18 protein-coding genes and 2 pseudogenes are annotated in these 19,961 nt (G+C 69.0%); 14 read left to right on the top strand and 6 right to left on the bottom strand.

Annotation, left to right across the window (positions count from 1 at the left end; translation table 11 throughout):
* From ACFYZB_RS33500 to ACFYZB_RS33475, 6 genes and pseudogenes are all read left to right on the top strand, one after another.
* On the top strand, positions 1-2,253 hold a 2,253-nt coding region (locus ACFYZB_RS33500; protein ID WP_388764924.1), incomplete at its 5' end, for a hypothetical protein.
* Complete coding sequence (locus tag ACFYZB_RS33495; RefSeq protein WP_351209068.1) at positions 2,250-3,107, top strand: immunity 49 family protein; 858 nt, start codon at positions 2,250-2,252, stop codon at positions 3,105-3,107. The genes ACFYZB_RS33500 and ACFYZB_RS33495, both read left to right, overlap by 4 nt.
* Positions 3,108-3,512: 405 nt before the next feature.
* Positions 3,513-4,262 (top strand): immunity 49 family protein, encoded by a 750-nt coding sequence (locus ACFYZB_RS33490; protein WP_351209069.1) that lies wholly within the window; start codon positions 3,513-3,515, stop codon positions 4,260-4,262.
* Positions 4,263-4,515: 253 nt separating this feature from the next.
* Positions 4,516-4,572 (top strand): annotated as a pseudogene (locus ACFYZB_RS33485) (hypothetical protein); the annotation flags it as partial.
* A 91-nt stretch (positions 4,573-4,663) separates the two neighbouring features.
* A complete protein-coding gene (locus ACFYZB_RS33480) occupies positions 4,664-5,146 on the top strand; it encodes an immunity 49 family protein (RefSeq protein ID WP_388764922.1) in 483 nt (160 codons plus the stop codon).
* Between the two features lie 33 nt (positions 5,147-5,179).
* Positions 5,180-6,046 carry an immunity 49 family protein gene (locus tag ACFYZB_RS33475; RefSeq protein ID WP_388764920.1) on the top strand — a complete coding sequence of 289 codons (867 nt, stop codon included), beginning with the start codon at positions 5,180-5,182 and terminating at the stop codon, positions 6,044-6,046.
* 14 nt (positions 6,047-6,060) lie between these two features.
* Here the strand turns inward: ACFYZB_RS33475 and ACFYZB_RS33470 are convergent, their stop codons facing one another.
* From ACFYZB_RS33470 to ACFYZB_RS33450, 5 genes are all read right to left on the bottom strand, one after another.
* Positions 6,061-8,646 carry a SpoIIE family protein phosphatase gene (locus ACFYZB_RS33470; protein WP_388764919.1) on the bottom strand — a complete coding sequence of 862 codons (2,586 nt, stop codon included), beginning with the start codon at positions 8,644-8,646 and terminating at the stop codon, positions 6,061-6,063.
* Between the two features lie 270 nt (positions 8,647-8,916).
* A complete protein-coding gene (locus tag ACFYZB_RS33465; protein ID WP_388764918.1) occupies positions 8,917-9,345 on the bottom strand; it encodes an ATP-binding protein in 429 nt (142 codons plus the stop codon).
* A 99-nt stretch (positions 9,346-9,444) separates the two neighbouring features.
* A complete protein-coding gene (locus ACFYZB_RS33460) occupies positions 9,445-9,855 on the bottom strand; it encodes a (deoxy)nucleoside triphosphate pyrophosphohydrolase (protein ID WP_388764939.1) in 411 nt (136 codons plus the stop codon).
* Positions 9,856-9,912: 57 nt separating this feature from the next.
* Complete coding sequence (locus ACFYZB_RS33455) at positions 9,913-10,101, bottom strand: SPOR domain-containing protein (protein WP_388764916.1); 189 nt, start codon at positions 10,099-10,101, stop codon at positions 9,913-9,915.
* Positions 10,102-10,593: 492 nt separating this feature from the next.
* Complete coding sequence (locus ACFYZB_RS33450) at positions 10,594-11,346, bottom strand: GntR family transcriptional regulator (RefSeq protein WP_388764915.1); 753 nt, start codon at positions 11,344-11,346, stop codon at positions 10,594-10,596.
* Between the two features lie 235 nt (positions 11,347-11,581).
* Between ACFYZB_RS33450 and ACFYZB_RS33445 the strand changes: the two genes are divergently transcribed.
* Together ACFYZB_RS33445 and ACFYZB_RS33440 are read left to right on the top strand one after the other, a co-directional pair.
* Complete coding sequence (locus ACFYZB_RS33445) at positions 11,582-12,844, top strand: serpin family protein (RefSeq protein WP_388764913.1); 1,263 nt, start codon at positions 11,582-11,584, stop codon at positions 12,842-12,844.
* 25 nt (positions 12,845-12,869) lie between these two features.
* A complete protein-coding gene (locus tag ACFYZB_RS33440; protein ID WP_388764911.1) occupies positions 12,870-14,090 on the top strand; it encodes a serpin family protein in 1,221 nt (406 codons plus the stop codon).
* On the opposite strand, the gene ACFYZB_RS33435 is transcribed toward ACFYZB_RS33440, so the two are convergent.
* On the bottom strand, positions 14,053-14,493 hold the full coding sequence (locus tag ACFYZB_RS33435) for a MarR family winged helix-turn-helix transcriptional regulator (RefSeq protein WP_388764937.1): 441 nt from the start codon (positions 14,491-14,493) through the stop codon (positions 14,053-14,055). The two genes, ACFYZB_RS33440 and ACFYZB_RS33435, sit on opposite strands and share 38 nt — an antisense overlap.
* A 156-nt stretch (positions 14,494-14,649) precedes the next feature.
* On the opposite strand from ACFYZB_RS33435, the gene ACFYZB_RS33430 reads away from it, so the two are divergent.
* From ACFYZB_RS33430 to ACFYZB_RS33405, 6 genes and pseudogenes are all read left to right on the top strand, one after another.
* Positions 14,650-15,636, top strand: a complete 987-nt coding sequence (locus ACFYZB_RS33430) for an SMP-30/gluconolactonase/LRE family protein (RefSeq protein WP_388764910.1) — start codon at positions 14,650-14,652, stop codon at positions 15,634-15,636.
* Between the two features lie 223 nt (positions 15,637-15,859).
* Complete coding sequence (locus ACFYZB_RS33425; protein ID WP_388764908.1) at positions 15,860-16,441, top strand: Uma2 family endonuclease; 582 nt, start codon at positions 15,860-15,862, stop codon at positions 16,439-16,441.
* Between the two features lie 859 nt (positions 16,442-17,300).
* Positions 17,301-17,768 (top strand): transposase family protein, encoded by a 468-nt coding sequence (locus ACFYZB_RS33420; protein ID WP_388764906.1) that lies wholly within the window; start codon positions 17,301-17,303, stop codon positions 17,766-17,768.
* A gap of 79 nt (positions 17,769-17,847) precedes the next feature.
* Positions 17,848-18,273, top strand: a complete 426-nt coding sequence (locus ACFYZB_RS33415) for a hypothetical protein (RefSeq protein WP_388764905.1) — start codon at positions 17,848-17,850, stop codon at positions 18,271-18,273.
* A complete protein-coding gene (locus ACFYZB_RS33410; protein ID WP_388764904.1) occupies positions 18,270-18,428 on the top strand; it encodes a hypothetical protein in 159 nt (52 codons plus the stop codon). Before ACFYZB_RS33415 ends, ACFYZB_RS33410 begins: the two co-directional genes overlap by 4 nt.
* Positions 18,429-18,752: 324 nt before the next feature.
* Positions 18,753-19,931: pseudogene (locus ACFYZB_RS33405) on the top strand (DUF6531 domain-containing protein); the annotation flags it as partial.
* Positions 19,932-19,961 lie beyond the last annotated feature (30 nt).

Below are 19,961 nucleotides of genomic sequence, written 5' to 3'. Positions count from 1 at the left end.
GCGATGAAGCAGGCCTGGAAGGGCCTGGCCCAGCTGGCCACCGGCCTGGCGTTCATGTCGAACCCGTTCCTGGGAGCGCTGTTCTGGGCGACGCCGGACAAGTACATGCCCTCCTGGCTGCGCGAGTCACGCAACACGATGAAGCAGACCGGCAAGGCACTGCTGGCGTGGGACGAGTGGGGCAAGAACCCCGCCCGCGCGGCCGGAGCGGTCACCTTCAACGTCCTGACCACCGTCTTCACCGACGGCGCGGGCGCGGCGGCCTCGGGTGCGGGCAAGGCCGGCGCGGTCGCCAAGGCCATCTCGGTCGCGGGCAAGGTCGGCAAGTTCATCGACCCCATGACCTACGTCATGAAGGGCGCGGGCGCGGGCCTGTCCAAGATCGGCGACATCACCAAGGCCCTCAAGGGCGCCGGGAAGATCGACATCCCGAAGCTCCCCGACAACGCCATCACCCTCCCCGAAGGCACCGTCCACCTCCCCGAAGGCACCGTCCACCTCCCCGAGGGCGCACCGATCCCGAAGGGCGGCATCGAACTCCCGAACGGCACCGTGCAGCTGCCCCACGACGCACCACTGCACCCCGCGGGCACCGACCCCCTGCACACCCCCGAGGGCGAGCCGCAGCTGTTCGCCGACAAGGACGGCAACATCGTCGACGAGCGCGGCAACGTGCTCATGCACCACGAGGGCGGCCCCCCGGACATCACCACCCCCCACACCGGCCCCGACGCCCCCACCCCCTCCCCGGCCAAGGAACCCGCCCTGGTCGGCGCGGGCGCCCACACCGCCGACACCACCGCCCACGCCGGCGACCACATCAACCTCGGCAACAGCCTGGATCACAACCTCGGCGACACCGGCCGCACCGGCGAACACGTCCCGACAACGCCTGGGGTCCACGCGGGCGGGGAGATACCCGGCATCCACGCAGGCGACCACCTGCCCGGCGGCGGCCATCTGCCGGGCAACGGCCCGGGCGACCACCTCCCCGGTGGAACGGCCGACCACCTCCCGGGCGGAACCGCCGACCACCTTCCGGGCGGCAGGGCCGACACCCACATGCCGACGAACAGCGTCGACAGTCACGTCCCCGCCGGTACGACGGACCACCCTGCGCCCGGTTCCGGGGCGGGCGAGCACGCGGCGGGCGGCCACACCGGCGGCCCCAACACCCCCAGCCACGACCTGCCGGGGCACGGCGGCGACACCCATGTGCCGGGCCACGGTGGCGAGCCACCTACGGGCGGGAGCGGCCTCGGCGACGGTGCACCTGGAGCAGGTGACCACGCCTCGCCCGGGTCGGATGCCGGTACACCCGCGCACGACGCTCGCCCCAGCTTCATGCACGACGGCGACAACCCGTACGGGCCTGCGGGCTCGCTCACCGACAAGCAGATCCACGACATCCAGGTCTACCGAGCCAACCACGAGCCCGGTTACTTCGAGGACTTCTACAAGTCCAACGGCAACCGGAAGAACTTGAGCCTCTTCGACGAGAGCAACACGACCCCTCCCCAGCTCACCCGAGAGTCACCCGGGCACCCGTGGGTATCGGTCAAGGACGCGCCGGATCCTCTCAAGCCGCACTACCTCGGCGACTGGATCAAGCGGGACCACAAGGGCTTGGCCGACGAGCCGCTGTCCAAGCTGAACGCGGCGGCCGAAGAACGCTACTTCGCCATCAAGCACGACACTGCCATGGACCACTGGAAACAGGATGTCAAGCACGCCCACGAGCAGCACCCGACATGGGAAACCGAGGTGGAGCAGCACGAGAGCCGGGCCGCATATCGGGAATCTCACATCCGCATGCGAGACGCCTCCGAGCACTACGGCGAGGCGATAGCCGAACACCACGTCATCCCGGAGCACTACGAGGGTGCCACCCCGGAGACACTGCACGGCCCACTGAACGGAAACGACCAGTTCGACCAGGTATGGCAGCGGAAAGACGGCGGTTACGTCGTTGTCGAAGCCAAGAGCAGCGTGAACACCGAACTGGGCGCCCGCAACCTTCCAAACGGAAAGCGCGTCTCGCAGGGCACCAGGGAGTATTTTCTCGACATTCTTGAGGAAATGCGCAAACGTGGCGCGGATCACCCGAGCGAACTGGAGCTTGCAGATCGGCTCGAGGCTGCGCTGAAGGATGGCAAAGTCGACTACATCGTCGTCAAGGGGGAGAAGAACACGGGCACGTACGCTGGTTACCACATGCGCAAGTTCGACATCGCAGACAGGAGCAGGCCGTGACCGTCGTCGCAAGGCATGGCACCCCCCGCCCAAATGCCGAAGCCTACGCCGAAGCCCTCGGCAAGAGCCTGGCCATGTCAGTGGGATGGCTCGACGAGTCGGCCTCCATGATCGACTCCACGTTCTCCAAATCCTTGCTTCACGTACAGGCTCGCTGTGCGGCCGACCCCCAGGCGGCGAAAGTGGAGACCTGGGAGGCGATCGTCACAGCGCTGCAGATCGGCACCGCGCTCTTCGCCGTCACCCGTTCGGATCAGGGTACGGTCCGGTGTCGCGTCGGCCATGAAATGCGCACCATCCCAGCCCTCGGCCCCCGACCCTTTGCGGACGCCGGCAACTGGATCACCACCTTCTGGCTGGCTGTCATCTGCCGTGACCGAAGCCGCCTCGACACTCTCTGCGAGATCCCCCTGGAATGGCTACGCTCCGACGACGCCGCCTATGACGAGTACATCTATCACTGGGTGGCCGCGCTCCAATCCTATTGGCTGCAACGGCCGGGCCTCGTGGAGGAGCTGACAGCCGCTTTCCAGAGTTCCCATCCCGACACCGCCCGCATCGCCCCTCGCGACCTACTGCAGAACATCCTTTATCCACCGATCAACCTCTTCTATCGGTTCCTGCGGCAGGACGGCCCGGGTGTAAACCAGGCCCTTGTCGAGGCGCTCGCGTTGCACAAGGCGTACTGGACGGCGGATGAAGACCGAGCCAAAGACCCTTCAGGTGCTGTCGCTCTGGGGCCCTTGGCCGTAGCGTGCCTCGCTTACGACGGCGGCATCCCCATCGAGGTGGAATCCGACTACCTTCCCAAGCACCTCCTGATGCGCAGCTGGCTCGGCGAGTTCGAAACCTGAGCCGTATCCGGGCAGGAAGGCTTGCTTTCGCCCGGGCCGGACGATGAAGGTGCGCGGCTGGCCCCGGTGAGAGCTTGCTGCGAGATGTGCAGCCACTCGAATGGTCGGGAAGCGGCCTGGATCGATCGGTCTGGGGGTGGCGACAAAGCCGCAGGAGTGGGCGACCACGCCATAACCGGGCGGAGGACCATACACCGAGGCCGGACTCCCGCACGCGAGACGCCTTGGGAGGATCATGCAGCCCCCAGCACCAATCCGTCATGATCAAGGCTGGCCACAGCAGGTAAGGCGCCAACGATGCTCTCCGTGCCCCGGCACACCTTCGGCAGGCAAGACACCCCAGGGCGTGAGCCGGTGCTCAGCCGGGGAGTCGTCTGGGCTCTGGAGGATCTTCAGGAGTCCCCGATGGCGGTCAGGGACGCCCTGTCCGACTCGCTCCTTCTGGCGCAGGGACGAGGAGCCGCCGATCCCACGGCGGAGTGGCTGGAGACGTGGGAGGCGTGGGTGACGGCCATGCAGTCCGGTTCGGCGATGTTCGCCGCGGCGACCACGACCGAACCGAGCGTGTCGTGCCTCATCCATCACGAGGTGCGGTCCATTCCCGCCACGGGTCCACGGCCGTGGGTGGACGCCGGGAACTGGCTCACCGTCTTCATGTTGTCGGTGATCTGCCGAGACAAGGACAAGCTGGACGCGCTGTGCCAGATTCCGCTGTCCCTGCTGCGGGAGTCGGGTGCCGAGTACGACGCCTACGTCTACCCATGGGTGGAGACGCTGAGGGCGTACTGGCTGAGCCGGCCGGATCTCGGCGACAGGTTGCTCGAAGCCGCCCAGGGCCTTGCGCCCGAGGCGGCCCCGATCGCCGGGCCCGAAGCCACCACCCGGATCCTCTGGCCGGTCGTCGACCTGTTGCACCGTTTCATCACGTCCGACCACGAGCGCTTCAACCAGTCCCTGGCCAACGCCCTCACCCTGCACAAGCAGTACTGGACCAGGGACGAGGGACGCACGAGGGACGCACGGGGCCTCGTGGCCGTCGGCCCCCTGGCCATGGCCTGCCTGGCGCACGACGGGGGCTTCCCCATCGAGGTCGAGTCCGACTACCTCCCCAAGCACCTGGTCAAGGGCACGTGGGTGGGCGAGTTGCCTACGTAGCAAACGCACTTCCATATCTTCCACGGAGAACACGTTGGTCTCGACCTTCCCCCGGCACCCCTACCCCACAGGGAATGCTGAACGCGGCCTCGCCCTGCTCCAGGGGAACGCGCAGGAGCTGATCGACGATCTGGAAGCAGACTCCAGCAGCCTGGGCGATGCACAGCACATCACGCTCACCCTGGCCAAGTCGCGCTGCCTGCTGGACCCACGGGCAGCGATCTACCCGACATGGGACGCCTGGGTCACCGCTATGCAGGTCGGCTCCGCTGTGTTCGCCGCGGCGACCACGACCGAGGACCAGGTGCAGTGCCGCATCACGCACGAGGACCGTACCCTTCAGGCCACCGGCCCGCAGTGGTACGTGACCGAGCTCCTGGATCAGCGCCTTCTACCTGGCCGTGGTGTGCCGCGAAAGGGACAGGATCACCGCCCTGTGCCAGGTGCCCATGTCGCTGCTCCGGGAGAATGGTTCGCGTTTCGAGGAGTACCACTTCGCCTGGATCGAGACGCTCCAGACATACTGGCTGGGAGGCCCGGATCTCCTCCAGAAGCTGGTAGCCACGGTAGACGGAACCGACCCGCAATCCGTCGCCGACCCGGAGACAGTGGGCAGACTGCTGTACCCGCCGATGGAGATGTTCCACCGCTTCATCGGCAAGGACCACGCCGGCTTCAACCAGGCCCTCGCCAACGCCCTGAAATGGCACAAGGAATACTGGAGCGAGGAAAGCCGAACCCTGCAGGCCTCGGGCCTGGTGGGGCTCGCACCTCTCGCCATGGCCTGCTTCGCCCACGACGCGGGCATCCCCATCGAAGTCGAGTCCGAGTACCTGCCTATCGCCCTCCTCGAGCGCAACTGGTGCGGTGAGTTCGCTACGTAAGACGCACACAGTCAGTCCGTTCAAGGAGAGCAAGTGGCCACCCGCATCGACCGTCATGAGTTCCGCACAGACAACGCGACCGAGCTCATGACCCCAATCGTCAAGAGCACCGAAGACATCCTCGCCCACCTCGAGACCTCCGAAGACGACCGCTACGACGCCCTGTCCACCACCCTCACCCTCGCAAAGTGGCGTTGCCTCACGAACCCGACGGCCGGTGAGTTTCCGACCTGGGAGGCATGGGTCACCGCCATGCAGGTCGGCTGCGGGCTCTTCGCCGCCGGTACGGCCACCGAGGGGCCCGTGCCATGCCGTGTCGGCAGCTCGGGCGAGGTGAAGCACCTTCCCGCCACCGGTCCCCAGGACTATCTCCACGCGGGCAACTGGCTCACCTCGTTCTACCTGGCGGTGATCTGCCGCGAGAACGACCGGGTCAACCAGCTGGCCCAGGTGCCCGTGTCCTTCCTGCGCGCGTCCGGCGCAGAGTTCGACGAGTACATCTACGCCTGGGTGGCAACCCTGCAGAACTTCTGGTTCGGGCGGCAGGAGACCTGGGACACCTTGGTCACCGCCATCAACGGCACCGCCCCCGAGGCGGCCGGGATCGCCGGCCCGGAGCTCATGCTGAAGATCCTGTACCCGCCACTCGAACTCTTCCACCGCTACCTGCGCCGCGAGACGCAAGAGTTCAACGCGACCCTGGTCGACGCCCTCACCTGGCACAAGGAGTACTGGACCGCGAACGAGGCACGCTCCGCCAGCGGCGAGGGCCTGGTCGCCCTCGGCCCGCTCGCCATCGCCTGCATGGCATTCGACGCCGATCTGCCCGTCGACGTCGAGTCCGACTACCTCCCCAAGCACCTGCTCAAGCGCACCTGGGTGGGCGAGTTCCTCACGTAGCGAGCGGAACGGCCTCAGAACAGGCTCAGCAGCGCCTCCGCCGGATCGGTCAAGCCGTGTTCGCCGCCGGGCAGCGGCAACTCGAACCACACCGTCTTGCCGCGAGGCGTCCGGCGGGAGCCCCAGGCGGCGCTGAGGAGGCCGACCAGTTGCAACCCCCGGCCACCTTCATCCGTGTCCCGAGCGCGCCGCCGACGCGGCTGGACCAAACCGGAGTCCCACACCTCGCAGACCAGCGTGCGGTCCAGCAGCAGCCGTAGCCGTATCTCCCCCTCGCCGTACCGCAGCGCGTTGGTGACGAGCTCGCTGACGAGCAGTTCCGTCGTGTCGACCAGCGGCTCCAGGTCCCAGCTCAGCAACTGCCCACGGGCGTACTCCCGCGCCCGCCCCACGCTCCGCGGCTCACGCGGCAGCGTCCAGTCGCCGACGGAATCGGCCGGCAGCCCCTGCACCCGGGCCATCAGCAGGGCGATGTCGTCCTCGCCGTGGTGGGTGTCCAACGTGTTGAGGACGTGGTCGCAGACGTCCTCCAGGGGACGGGAGGGATCGGTGAGTGCGCCGACGAACGCCTGCAGGCCCTCGTCCAGCGGATGGTCGCGGGACTCGACCAGGCCGTCGGTGTAGAGGGCCAGCAGCGCGCCCTCCGGCAGTTCGACCTCGACCTCCTCGAACGGCTCGCCGCCCACCCCGAGCGGCATGCCGGGCGGCACGTCCAGCATCAGGGCCGACTCGCCGGGCTCGACCAGGACCGGGGGCAGATGGCCGGCGTTGGCGAACGTACAGCGTCTGGTGACGGAGTCGTACACGGCGTAGACGCAGGTCGCGAGGTAGACCTCGGACAGGTCGGCGGCCCTCGGCTGACGGGCCGTACGCGTGGCCTGCTGGACGCCGCCCGGGGTGCCGAGCCCCCGTGCGATCTCGTCCAGCGCCGAGAGGACCTCTGCGGGTTCGAGATCCAACAGGGCCAATGTCCGTACGGCCGTGCGGAGTTCGCCCATCGCGACGGCCGCCCGCAGGCCCCGCCCCATCACGTCGCCCACGACCAACGCCGTGCGGTGGCCCGGCAGTTCGATCACGTCGAACCAGTCGCCGCCCACCTCGGTCGCCGCGTTGCCGGGCAGATAGCGGCAGGCGATGTCCAGCCCGGAGGCCTCGGGGTCACCGGGCGGGAGCAGGGAGCGTTGCAGTATCAGCGCGCGCTCGTGTTCCCTGCGGTACAGGCGCGCGTTGTCGATGCAGACCGCCGCGCGCGCCGCCAGCTCCACCGCCAGGTCCCGGTCGCGGTCGCCGAACGGCTCGCTGCCCTTGGTGCGGGCGAACTGGGCGAGGCCGACGACCGTGTCGTGGGCGACCATCGGCACGGCCAGCGTGGACTGCACGAGGCCGCCCTCCTCGGGGGGCACGGCTTGCGGCCGGGCGGTGCGCAGGGCGTCCGCGCAGGGCGAGTTGAAGGGGAAGTGGTGGACCGCGCCGACCTCGACGGGCTCGCCGGAGCCCGCGAAGGGAGCGCCGGAGACGGCGCTCGCGAAGGCGACGCGGCGCATTTCGGCGCTGCCGTCGGCGAGTCCGGGCGGGGTTTCGTCGCCGGTGAGCAGGCCCTGGTAGAGGTCGACGGTGGCGAGGTCGCAGAAGCCGGGGACGACGACGTCGAGGAGTTCCCGGGCCGTGGTCTCCAGGTCGAGGGAGTTCCCTATGCGGGCGCCGGCCTCGTTGAGCAGGGCGAGGTTGCGCCGGGCGGCGGCGGCCTCGCGGGCGGCGGCCCGCCGGGAGGTGATGTCGGTGCCGAGCCAGGCGATGCCGATGGGCCGGCCGCTGCCGCCGTGCACCCGGTAGAGGTTGACGGACCAGTGCCGGCGTTCCTCGGAGCCGGGGACGTGCCCGGTGATGTGCATGTCGGTGATGGACTGGCCCGTCTCCAGCACCCGCCGCAGCGTGGCCGAAACCCGCTCGGCCTCTCCGCGCGGCAGATAGTCGTGAACTCCCTTGCCGCGGTGGTCGTCCGGGGTTCCGCCGAAGGTGGAGGCGAAGCGCTCGTTGGCCCGACGGACCCTCAGATCGGTGTCGATCAGCAGGAATCCGAACGGGGATTGACCGAAAATGGCCTGCGAGGCGGCCAGGTCGGTCTCGATGCTGCGCAGGGTGCGGACGTCCACCACGATGCACACGGCGGCCTTGTCGCCCTCGGCGGTCCTGGTGGGCATGACGTAGACCTCGGCCAGGCCTTCCTCGCCGCGCGCGCCGTCCGCCGCGTCCGGCATCCGGAAGGGCACGACCCCGGTCCACTCCCGCCCGTCGAGAATTTCGGCCATCTTCCGCTGGCCTCGCTCCCGCAGATCCGGGTCGACGAAGGCCTCTATCGGGTCCACGCCGACGGCGCGTGCGGCGGGGATGCCGAAGAGCTGCTCGGCGCGCAGGCTCCACTGGTCGACCAGCCCGCCGGGGCCGATGGAGAAGGACGCGACCTTGATGTAGTCGTAGATGGAACCGGGCGGACTGCTCTGCCACATGGCGTCGCCGGGTGCGGCGGCTTCCGCGGCCTGGTTCATCGCGCCGTCCGACGGGTCCTCGGACTCCGTGGCCTTCGCTGGTATCTCGCTCACGCGAACCGTCCCCTCCAGCTCACCGCGTCCGGCACCGGTCACCGACAGCGGCTGCCCGCAGTATCCAGCACTACGGCGCCGCACGACACGGTGTTCACGATCACAGCTCGGTCCAGATGTTTTTCGGACCGGTCCGTGACAACACATCCACTCTTCTAACCAGGGAACACGCCGCCGAATCACGCACACCGGAACCGGCCGCGCGCCCGCGGCGCACGACGGACGCGCCCCCGCCCGCGCCACACCCCCGCGCCCCCGGATGCTTCCGGCTCACCCCGGCACCGTCAGTTCGAACCAGACGGTCTTTCCGCTCGCGCCGGGCCGGGTGCCCCAGCGGCGGGAGGATCCTGCGACCAGCTGCAGACCGCGCCCGCCCTCGTCCTCGTCGTGGGCGACGCGCTCGCGCGGCGGGTCGGGCAACGGGTCGGAGACCTCCACCAGCAGCCCGTCGTCGAGCCGGACGGGCCGTACGAGCCGTACTCCGATGGGGCCGGTGGCGTGCCGCAAGGAGTTGGTGACCAGCTCGCTGACCAGCAACGCGGCCAGGTCGGCGAGGCAGTCGAGGTGCCAGCCGTGCAACTGCCCGCGGACGGCGGCGCGTGCGGTGCGCACGGCGCCGGGTTCCGCGGGAAAGGTCCACTCGGCGCAGTCGCCATCGGTGTCGATCACGCCGATCACTTCCCAGGCCAGCGAGCCCACCCATGTCCGGTTTCGTGGGGTTAATGGGCACATACCCGATATCCCGGGGGCAGTACCGCGCGGGAGGGCGCACAGTGGCACGAACGGCGTAGGGAGCGCTCAGCGCAGGCCGGCGGTGAGCCGGGGCATGACTTCCCGGACCGCCGGGACATCCTGGTCGAGCCAGTCCACCTGCCAGATCTGGTCCGGGGTCAGCCAGCGCAGTTCGTCATGGTCCTCGAGGGGCCTCGGCGCGGGCGAGCCGGGGCGCAGGCGAGCGGTCCACACCTGCAGGACGTACGGCGTCCGCAGCGGCCACTGCCCGGGCACGCGCTCGACCGCTTCGGCCTCGATGCCGAGTTCCTCGCGCAGTTCACGCACCAGGGCGTCCTCGGGCCGCTCGCCCGGCTCGACCTTGCCGCCGGGCAGCTCCCAGCGTCCGGCCAGGTCGGCGGGTGCGCTGCGGCGTGCCGCGAGCAGCCGGCCTCCGTCGAGCAGGGCGGCTCCCACCACCACGATCCGGTCCGTCATCGGTGTGCCGGGTGTCATGGGCGTCATGGGGCGGAGCCTACGGCAGGGCGCGCGAGGTCAGTTGCGGGTGCCGTCGTTCTGGCCGATGCGCTCGACCCAGTAGACCTGTTTGTGTCCCCGGTCGTCGAGGCTGTCGGCGATCTTCTGGGCCTCGGCGCGGGTCGCGTACCGGCCGACGCGATAGCGATTGCCGTTGTCGTCCTGCCGTATCACGATCCAGGGCAGTGAGACCGTCCCCTCACTCATGGCCCCCACCGCCCGCATCGCTCCTTCTCGCACCGCCCCACCTTCCCCCATGCTCGGCTTCGCTCGCGCGGGGGGACTCCCATCCTGTGGGACCCCGCCGTGTCCCGCCTAAGGAAACCGCAATCCGCATATGCCCGAGCGTACGCCCAACCTTTACTCAGCGAACACGCCTTTTCACAAAGAGGTACGCAACCAGCCAGGACGCAGGGGGCGCACAGAAGCGAACGCGCCGTCGTGAGCGCCGCTGTCCCGAGTCGGGGGCATATCCGAGGGACCCCTGGTCACCTGCGAAAACGGCCGGATTCCGGCGGCGCCTCGGCCTCGACCGCGGGCCAGGCGCCCGCCCTGCCACCGCCTAGTCACCCGAAGGGTGTGCGCTACCTCACTCGGGGGGCGCGCACCGGGCCGGCGTGAGTGATGGGCAGATCCGCTCCGGGCGCTGCGCGCGTTTCCGCTGATCCGACCGTGCCCCGCCCCCGCCGGGCGCCCCCGTCACTTCACCGGCAGGTGATACGACACCTGATACCGATCCGCAGGAATCACCACGTCAGCCGTCTCCACCGGGCGGCCGGAGGCGTAGTAGGTGCGGTGGACGACCAGGACCACATGGCCGGGGACGCCGCCGAGCACGTGCAGTTCCTCGGCGAGGCCGGGGCGGGCGCCGACCTCCTCGGTGACGTTGTCGACGATGACGTCGATGGCGCGCATGCGCTCGACCACGCCCATGCCGCCGAGCGGACCCTCCTCGGGCAGCATCACCGGGGTGCGGCCGGTGACGGCCAGGGGCTCCCAGGAGGTGGAGAGCATCATCGGCTCGCCGGCCTCCCGGAACAGGTACTTGGTGCGCATGACCCGGTCGCCCACCTGGATGCCCAGCCGCTCGGCGATGGCGGCGCCGGCCTCGGCCTGCTCGCTGCTGGACTCCCAGGTGCCGCGCACCGAGGCGTCGGCCTGCTCCTGCCGGAAGGGGGTGGCGCCGCCGGACGGGCGGTATCCGGAGCGGGCCACGCGGCGCGGCACCGGTCGCTCGCGGACGTACGTCCCCGAACCGGAGCGGCCCTCCACCAGCCCCTCGGCCATCAGGACCTTGCGGGCCTCCAGCGCGACGGTGTCCGAGACGCCGTACTCCTCGCGGATGCGGGCCTGGGAGGGCAGGCGGGTGTGGGGCGGCAGCGAACCGTCGACGATCTTCTTGCGGAGATCACCCGCGACACGCAGGTACGCCGGCTGCTCACCGAAAGTCACTGGCCGCTCCCATCAGATTGTACAGACAGCAACAGCGTGGCAACCGTGGGTTGTGCCGTGCAAGTAAAGGCCAGAGAATCACTCGATGTGATTACGTGGGGTGCGAGAAGGCTTTACGCAGGCACTTTCTCCCTATAAATGCGCTCACCCAACCGTGCTCACACCTCGTCCGGGGACACCGGTACCGTGCTCCTGGGCGGGGAGGCAGCTCGAACGGGGCACGAACGGGGGCGGAATGAGGGTGGACACCCTGGCCGGGGGACGGGTGGGCAGTGACGTCGTCCGGGCGGTGAACGGGCTCACCACGCGGTGGGCGGCGACAGCGCAGGGCGGCACGGTCTTCTCGGCGGCCGGGGTCTGGCCGCTGCTGGCCCTCCTGGCGGACGGCGCGGCCGGCCCGGCGCGGGCGGAGCTGAGCGAGGCCGTCGGGCTGCCGTCGGATCAGGCGGCCGGTGCGGCACGGCAGTTGCTCGGCGCGCTGGGCGCCCTGCCCGGTGTGGACTCCGCAGTCGGCCTGTGGACCAAGCGGACGCTGGAGCTCGTCCCGGAGTGGGAGGCGGGGCTGCCCGCCGAGGCGCACGGCGTGCTCACCGGGGACGTCGGCGCCGACCGGCGGGCGCTGGACTCCTGGGCGGCGGACCGTACCGGTGGGCTGATCGACCGGATGCCGGCCCAGCTGACCGAGGACACTGAGCTGGTGCTGGCCGGTGCGCTGACCATGCGGACCAGATGGCTGCGCCCCTTCCACGAGGTTCCGCTGGCGACGGCGTACGAACCCTGGGCCGCCACCGAGCGGTTGGGCCTGTTCCGCAGGAGCACCCTGCTCGACCGGGTCGGCGTCGCCGAGACCCCGCACGGCTGGGTCACCGAACTGAAGGTGCTCGGCACGGACGCGCTGGACGTGCATCTGCTGCTGGGCGAGGAGGGGACGGCGCCGGGCCGGGTGCTCGGCGCGGGCGTGGACCTGCTGCACCGGCCGCGCACGGTCGTACCGGGCTCCCGCCTGCCGTACGGGGAGGTGGGGCCGGGGCTGCGGGTGGTGAAGGAGCGGAGCGCCCGGCGCGAGCCGCCGACCCTGGACGTCCGGACCGCCGCGTACGACGTGACGGCGGAGCACGACCTGCTCAAGCGGCACGAGCTGTTCGGGCTGACGACGGCGCGGGACACCCGGCAGGGGCACTTCCCGGGCATCAGCGGCTTCCCGCTCGCCATCGGCTCGGCCGCGCAGAGCGCCTTGGCGCGGTTCGGGGCGCTGGGCTTCAGGGCCGCGGCCGTCACGATGTTCGGGGCGATCGCGGGTTGCGGGATTCCTCAACTGCGGTACGTGACACGGCGGGTGGACGCCGTCTTCGACCGTCCCTTCGGCTTCCTCGCCCTGCACCGGCACTCGCGGCTGGTGCTGGCGGCGGGGTGGGTGACGGATCCGCTGCCGTTCCCGGAGTACTCCGAGTACGCGGAGCACCCGCAGGATCCGGACGGTCCGTGGGACGACGAGTGAGCAAGGCCCTGTGGAAGGACGAGCAGTGAGCAAGGTGACCGCCGAGACGGTCCGCCGGGTGAACGGGCTGACGGCCCGCTGGGCGCAGGCCCTGCCCGAGGGCACGGTCTTCTCCGCGCCGGGGGTCTGGCCCCTGCTGGCCTTCCTGGCCGACGGCGCCGCGGGCCCGGCGCGGGCGGAGCTGAGCGAGGCCCTCGGCCTGGCGGCGGACCCGGCGGCCGGTGCCGCCAGGGAGTTACTGGGGACGCTGCGGTCGGTGTCCGGACTGGACGCGGCGCTCGGCCTGTGGACGCACCAGGCGCTCCCCCTGCGGGAGGAGTGGCGGTCCGGACTGCCGGCCGGGACGTACGGGGTGTTCGGGGACGACCTCGTCACCGCGCAGGAGCGGCTGGACGCCTGGGTGGCCGAGCGGACCGGCGGGCTGGTGGAGCGCATGCCGGTGACGCTGACCCGGGACGCGCGGATGGTGCTGGCCTGCGCCCTGGCGCTGCGCACGACCTGGCGGCAGCCTTTCACCGAGCTGCCGCTGCGGCCGGATTCCGGCCCCTGGCAGGGGCGTACGCTGCGCGGACTGCACCGGCGCAGCGTACGCCCGGACCGGGTGGGCGTGACGGGCACTGCGGACGGCTTCGTCACCGCGCTGACCGTGCCCGGCGACAACGGCATCGACGTCCACCTGGTGCTCGGCGAGGAACGCATGACGCCCGGTCAGGTGCTGGCTGCCGGGGTGGGGATCGTGGCGCGAGCGCTGCCGCTGACCGGGGGCGGCGCGCTGCCGCACGGGCACGTGGGGCCGGGCCTGTACGTGGAGCAGCAACCGGCCGTCGAGCCGGGGCCGCTGACGCTGGACGTGCGGACGGTGGCGTACGAGGTGCGCGCCGATCACGATCTGCTCGCCCTGGCGGGGCTGTTCGGGCTGACGGCAGCGACCGATGCCCGCCACGGCCACTTCCCCGGCATCAGCGACCACCCGCTGGCCATCGGCGCGGCCCGCCAGTCGGCGCTGGCCCAGTTCGGTCCGCTGGGGTTCCGGGCGGCGGCCGTGACGGCGGTGATGTCGGCACCGGGCAGCGCCCCGCCGCAGTACCGCTACGAGACAACGGTCGTCCGCGCCGTCTTCGACCGCCCCTTCGGCTTCCTCGCCGTCGACCGCGAGTCCCGGCTGGTGCTGGTGGCGGGCTGGGTGACGGATCCGGCGCCGGAGCCCGTCATGAGCTTCCCGGGCGCTGCTCCTCCAGGACTCTGACGCAGCGGGCGAGCAGCCCGGTCAGGGCGTCGCGCTCGGCGCCGGTGAACTCCGCGGCGAGGGCCCGTTCGACGCGTACGGCGGCCGTGTCGGCCTCGGCCATGACGGCGCGGCCCTCGTCGGTGAGGCGGGTCTCCAGGACGTTCTTGTGCCACTCGTGCGGGCTGCGGGTGATCAGGTCGCGGTCCTGGAGGTTCTTCAGGACCGTGTTCATGGTCGGCGGTGTGACCCCGCACAGCCGGGCCAGGGCCGCCGCGGAGATGCCGGGGTTGTCGGAGAGGTGCAGCAGCGCGGCGTACTGGGCGACGGTCAGGCCCGCGGGTTTGAGGACCGCGGTCTTCGTGGCGTTGAGGGCCTGCTCGGCCCGCTTGAGGTGGGAGCCGAGGCGCTCGGACGCGGGCATGGAGGTCACCCGGCCCAGATTAATGCCCGTTGATGCCGGTCAAGGCCCGGGCGGCGATGAAGACCCCGGCGGTAATTAATACCCTGGCGATGATTAGGGCTCTAATGTAGCTTCGTACTCATCCTAGACTGAGTAGCCGAACCGAGAGGCACTGTCGTGTCCCGTTCGATCCACCGCCGTACCTTCCTGACCGGTGCCGCCGCCGCGGCCGTGGCCCTCGCCGCACCCAGGGCCACCGCGGCGACCACGGCCACCGGCGCCCGCATCTCCACCGCCTTCACCCTCCCGGACGACCGGGCCTACCCCGAGGGCATCGCACTCGACCCGCGCACGGGCGACGCGTACGTCGGCTCCTTCACGACCGGCGCGATCTACCGGGCCGCCGCCGGCAGCCGCGCCGCCGACGTCTTCCTGCCGGCCGGCGCGGACGGCCGTACGACGGCCAAGGGGCTGAAGGCCGACCGGGCGGGCCGCCTGTGGGTCATCGACCACACCACCGGCATCGACGTCTACGACCTGCGCGACCGCTCCCTGCTGGCGCGCTTCGAGGTGCCGGAGGGCGACGCGCGCTTCATCAACGACCTGGTGATCGCCGCGGACGGCACGGCGTACGCCACCGACAGCGTGCGTCCGGTGCTCTACCGGGTCACTCCCGCCGAGGTGACCCGCGGTGGCAGCGCACCGCTGGTCGCGCACTACGACCTGAGCGGGGCCGTCCCCCCGCAGTCGCCGGGCACCTACGCCCTCAACGGCCTCGTCGCGGACCCCACCGGACGCCTGCTGTTCGTGGTCGACATGACCGGCGGCGGCCTGTACCGGGTCGACGTGACCGACGGATCGGTCCGCCGGGTCGCCCTGCACGGCGGCGACCTGGTGAACGGCGATGGCCTGGAGCTGTCCCGCCGCACCCTGTGGGCGGCCCACAACAGGTCCAACACCCTGACCCGCTGGCACCTCTCCGCCGACGGCACGGAGGCCCGCCTCGCCCGCACCCTGACCGATCCCGCCCTCCAGATCCCCACCACCCTGGCCCGCACCCGGCACGGCCTCCTCGTCGTCCGCTCCCAGTTCGACAAGGGCGGCCCCATGGGGCAGGGGACGCCGACGACGCCGTTCACGGTGGCCCGGGTGACGGGGATGTGAGCCGGAGTGGGCACCGATCAGGTCGTGGCAACTCCCGGAGAGCCGGGCGCTGTTCGAGGTGATCGACGAACTGCGGCCGTTCCTCCGGTGCTCCCTTCCCGACCGACATGGCCGATGACCACCCAGCACCGGCGACAAGTCCCGGACTCCAGGACGACAGGAACGGCAGCCGCCCGATGACGATCTCGTGGCCCACGCCTCGTCGAATCGCTACGGTTGAGCCATGACCGCACTGCCCGACTGGATGCGCCCGCCGCGCGAGGAAGGCTGGTTCGCGGAAGACCTGGACAGCCTTCCCGAGGCACCCCGCCACACCGAGCTGATCGACGGCGCGCTTGTCTTCATGATGTCGCCGCAGAGGTGGTGGCACGGCCACCTCGTCACCATGCTCACCGTCGCTCTCATGGAGCAGGCGCCCGGCGATGTCAGGGTGGGCCGCGAGATGACCATAAAGCTCGACGAGCGAAACCGGCCCGAGCCGGATCTGCTGTTGACGACGGCCGACTACGACGGAGACCGCACGTGGTTCGCGCCGGACGAGGTGCGACTGGTCGTCGAGGTCGTCTCACCCGAGTCCGCGCACCGGGACCGCACGGTCAAGCTGCGCAAGTATGCGGAGGCCGGCATCCCGCACTACTGGTGCATCGAGGACGAAGACGGCGCCCCTGTCGTCCACGTCTACGAACTCGACGAACCCACTGGCGTCTACGCGCCCGCCGGCATCTTCCGAGGCACCCTGAAGCGCCCTGTGCCTTTCGGGATCAGCCTGGATCTCGACAGGCTCACGCCGCCGACGAGCAACTAGGAGCCAGCACCACGTCAGCACAGGAACGCGGAAGGGGCTGAGCTCGCCGGAGCTCAGCCCCTTCTGATCTGCGCGCTCGGCGAACCGCTCAGCGCTTGGTAACGAGTCGATTACACGTTGAAGCGGAACACATGAGGGCAGATCCTGACCTGCGGCGGGACGCCGATGATGCTCCTGACCAGGTATTTTGCTGTTTGCAAGCGATGGCGTGCGACGGCCGCTCTCGACCGTCCTGCGGACTGTCTGCGGACTCATGGTGAGCAGTCGGGCCGCCCCGAGCAGAAGGCCAGCCGTCTGGGCTCCCGGGCAGCGAGGAAGCGCCCGCGCGGCCATCCGACTCTGGACGCGCCCCTGTCGGCTCGGCCGGTGGACCATCGGCGTCCGAACCTCAATCCACTGGATTACAAGTCCTGGTCACGGCATGACGAGTGGTTCCGGACGGTGCTTCGGGGTCCGGAACCACCAGGTCAGAGCACATTCACAGTGACGAGCGATCTACCTCGTGACGGCACGTGCTACACCGTGCGCTTACGCATCGCTCGCGCAAAAGAGGCTGCTGACCAGTGCGTGAGCCCCCTCCGGGGCGCCTCAGCTTTCGATCAGACTCAGGCAACATCAAGCCCTACGCCAATGGACCGGTGCAGTGCCCGGTTATCGGGGCTCGAGCCTCACCCACCTGCCCAGGCGTGATGCGTGCTCGGATCTTGGGCGGGGGGCAGGGGAACGTTGAAGGGCGCGGCCCGTCCTGATCATGTGATTCCACTCGCAAGATCGTGAAGGCCGCGCCCGTAAGCCACCTTGCCCGACCCTGCCCGCCTCTCGTCAACTCGCCGATCAACTCCGCGTCGAGGATGAGGAGTTGTGCACGCCCGCGAAACTCCCCTCGCTCCTGGAGGCGGTCGGCGCCGTGCCCGACCCGCGTTCTGCGCACCTGGTCACGTACCCTCTCCCGATGCTGCTCGGCCTGGTGGCCTGCGCCCTGTTGTGCGAGGTGCGCTCGCTGCGCAGTGTGATCCGCTGGGCGAACGGCCAGGGAGCAGGCATCCTGGCGGCGCTCGACGTCCCCGACGGTGATCTGGCGCAGTTGCCGGTGGCCACCACGCTCACCCGCGCCCTTGCCCGGATCGACGCCCACGCACTCCGTGCGGCCGTCGGCGCCTTCGTGCAGGCCCACGCCGCCGACCCGCTGGCCGGAATCGCGGGGGATCCGCCCATGCTGCAACTGGCCGCGGACGGCAAGACGGTTCGCGGCGCCCGCGACGCCGACGGCCTGCAGCTTCACCTGCTCGGTGTCTACCAGGTCTATCCCGGCGTGATGCTCGCTTAGCGCGAGATGCGCCACAAGCCCCACGAGACCGTGCACTTCACGCCGCTCTGACCTGATCGCAAACATCACCGGCGCGACGGTGACCGCCGACACCCTGCACACGGTGGCCGATCACGCCCGCTACCTGCACCGACGCGGCGCCTTCGGACTCTTCCCGGTCAAGGAGAACCGCGCTGCCCTGTTCGCCCAGCTCGACGCGCTCAACTGGGACGAGACCACGAACCCGCAGATCAGCATGGTCCGCACCGAGGAGACCAACAGCGGCCGCCACGAGACCCGCATCGTCCGAGTCCAGGCACTGGAAGACGGTCAGGTCAACTTCCCGCACGCCACCCAGGCTCTGCTGGTGGAGCGGTACACCACCGGCCGGGGAGACCAAAAGGTCCACGCGGACGCCGAACTCGGCATCACACCGCACCTGTCCAGGCCGCCGACGCGGCCACCCTCGCCCGCTGCGTGCGAGGCCAATGGGCCATCGAATCCCAGCATTTCGTCAGAGACGTGACCTTCGGCGAAGACGCCAGCCGGGCCCGCACCGGCAGCCTTCCCCGAGCCCTCGCCACCTTCCGCAGCCTGGCGATCAGCCTCGCCCACCTCTCCGGATGGAAGAACAACGCCGCCGCACGCACCGTCAGTTCACCTGATACCGCGTGCGGGTAGACCCCAACGATCTCGGCCCACTCCGCGTCTTTGGCCCGGGGCGTCGCCCTGCAAGGGCGATGGTGACGCGAACGGCCAGCCTGCACGTTTCGGCCAGATCGCCGGGCAAATCTCTCGGTTACAAGACGCTATTTGCCCACCGGTTGTCTGCCGACCCGTCTCCTGACCAGGTCCAATGACAACCGTAACGAATTCCGGACACTCTGCTGCTTCTAGCCAATCTCGTTATGCCTTCTGTGGTGACAGTTTACAGAGAGCTTACTGTGTCCTAGCGCGCTGTGATCATTGAACGCTTGCCCAGACCGAGACTCCATAAGGACGGCAATGATTTTTCTCTACTCGCGCTCAATCAAAATTCTGCTCGCTAGCCTTTCAGTCTGGGCGCTCCTTTTAACCGGAGTGGCCATATCCGCCGAGGCGCTTCCGCCTATCCAAAAAAATGGAGGGCTTGATGAACCGATAGGGCGCGACGTTCCTCACGCCGTAAGCCCGCAGAAAGCCATGAGCCTGAACCAGCGCCGCGCACAAGTTGCACGTGACGCAGAAATACGGTCTAGCCATGATTTTCAGACACAGAGAAAGAAGGGTGCCGCAAATTCACCAGGCTCCCACGAGCCTTCTGTGCGTCACCATGCCAGCACAACTCCGAGATACACATATTTCGCAGATGAGCTGCAACTGCTAAGAGAGGACGGCAGTGTTGCCAGCCTGAGCCACTTGGCGCCCAAACCTTCCTATGACACGGGTGACTTCGTCCCAATGGACGGCGAGAAGCTGACCATTCGTGCTGGCGTTTACTACGATCCAGGGGTGCCAGGACGACTGCAAGATCTAGATTTCGGCCTACAGAACGTACAGCTACGCGTCTCCTATCACTGTGGTTTCGACTTCTCACACGTAGCGGACTCCGTGTGGTCATCACAGACAATAAATATCAAGGCGCCATCATACGTTCACAGTCACTTCATTCTAGATGACCCTCCTGTCGACCCAACCGATCCGCGACCTCTTCCGAAATATCAGGCAGGGGCGCCGCTCGACTTTAGTTTTACCTATGATGCGACGCAATGCAGAAGGGCTCTAGCTGACGGCGATTTCGATCTAACCTCTGAGCCAGTCATCAGTATTGGCATAACAGAGCCGAACACTGACGGCACCTGGCCAAATGGTGGACCTACTCTCGGATATGGATGGGACGTCCGATCGCGTGCCCTCGCAAGCATTGGACCGAACCAGACGTACGGAAACTGCTCCAGTAACTCCGCAAGCACAGCGCACTGCCAGAGTGTCGGCGGGTTCGACGTCAATACTGCTACCGGGGCCTTCGGCCAGGTTCTGAATGATGGATCCACCCTGGGCGGATCCGACCAGGACTTCCAGCGAACGTACTCATCAAACAATGATGCGACGGGTTCTTTGGGCAGTGGATGGGCCGCATCATGGGACACCAAGCTCACGGTCTCAGACAAAGGTGACGCCACATTCCTCGCAGAAGATGGCTCCCGATACATCTTCACCAAAAACGCGGATGGC

It is taken from the genome of Streptomyces sp. NPDC001852, from assembly GCF_042891825.1.
Lineage (GTDB): Bacteria > Actinomycetota > Actinomycetes > Streptomycetales > Streptomycetaceae > Streptomyces.
The sequence above is the reverse complement of the archived record's forward strand: the minus strand, read 5'-3'. Positions and strand labels throughout refer to the sequence as shown.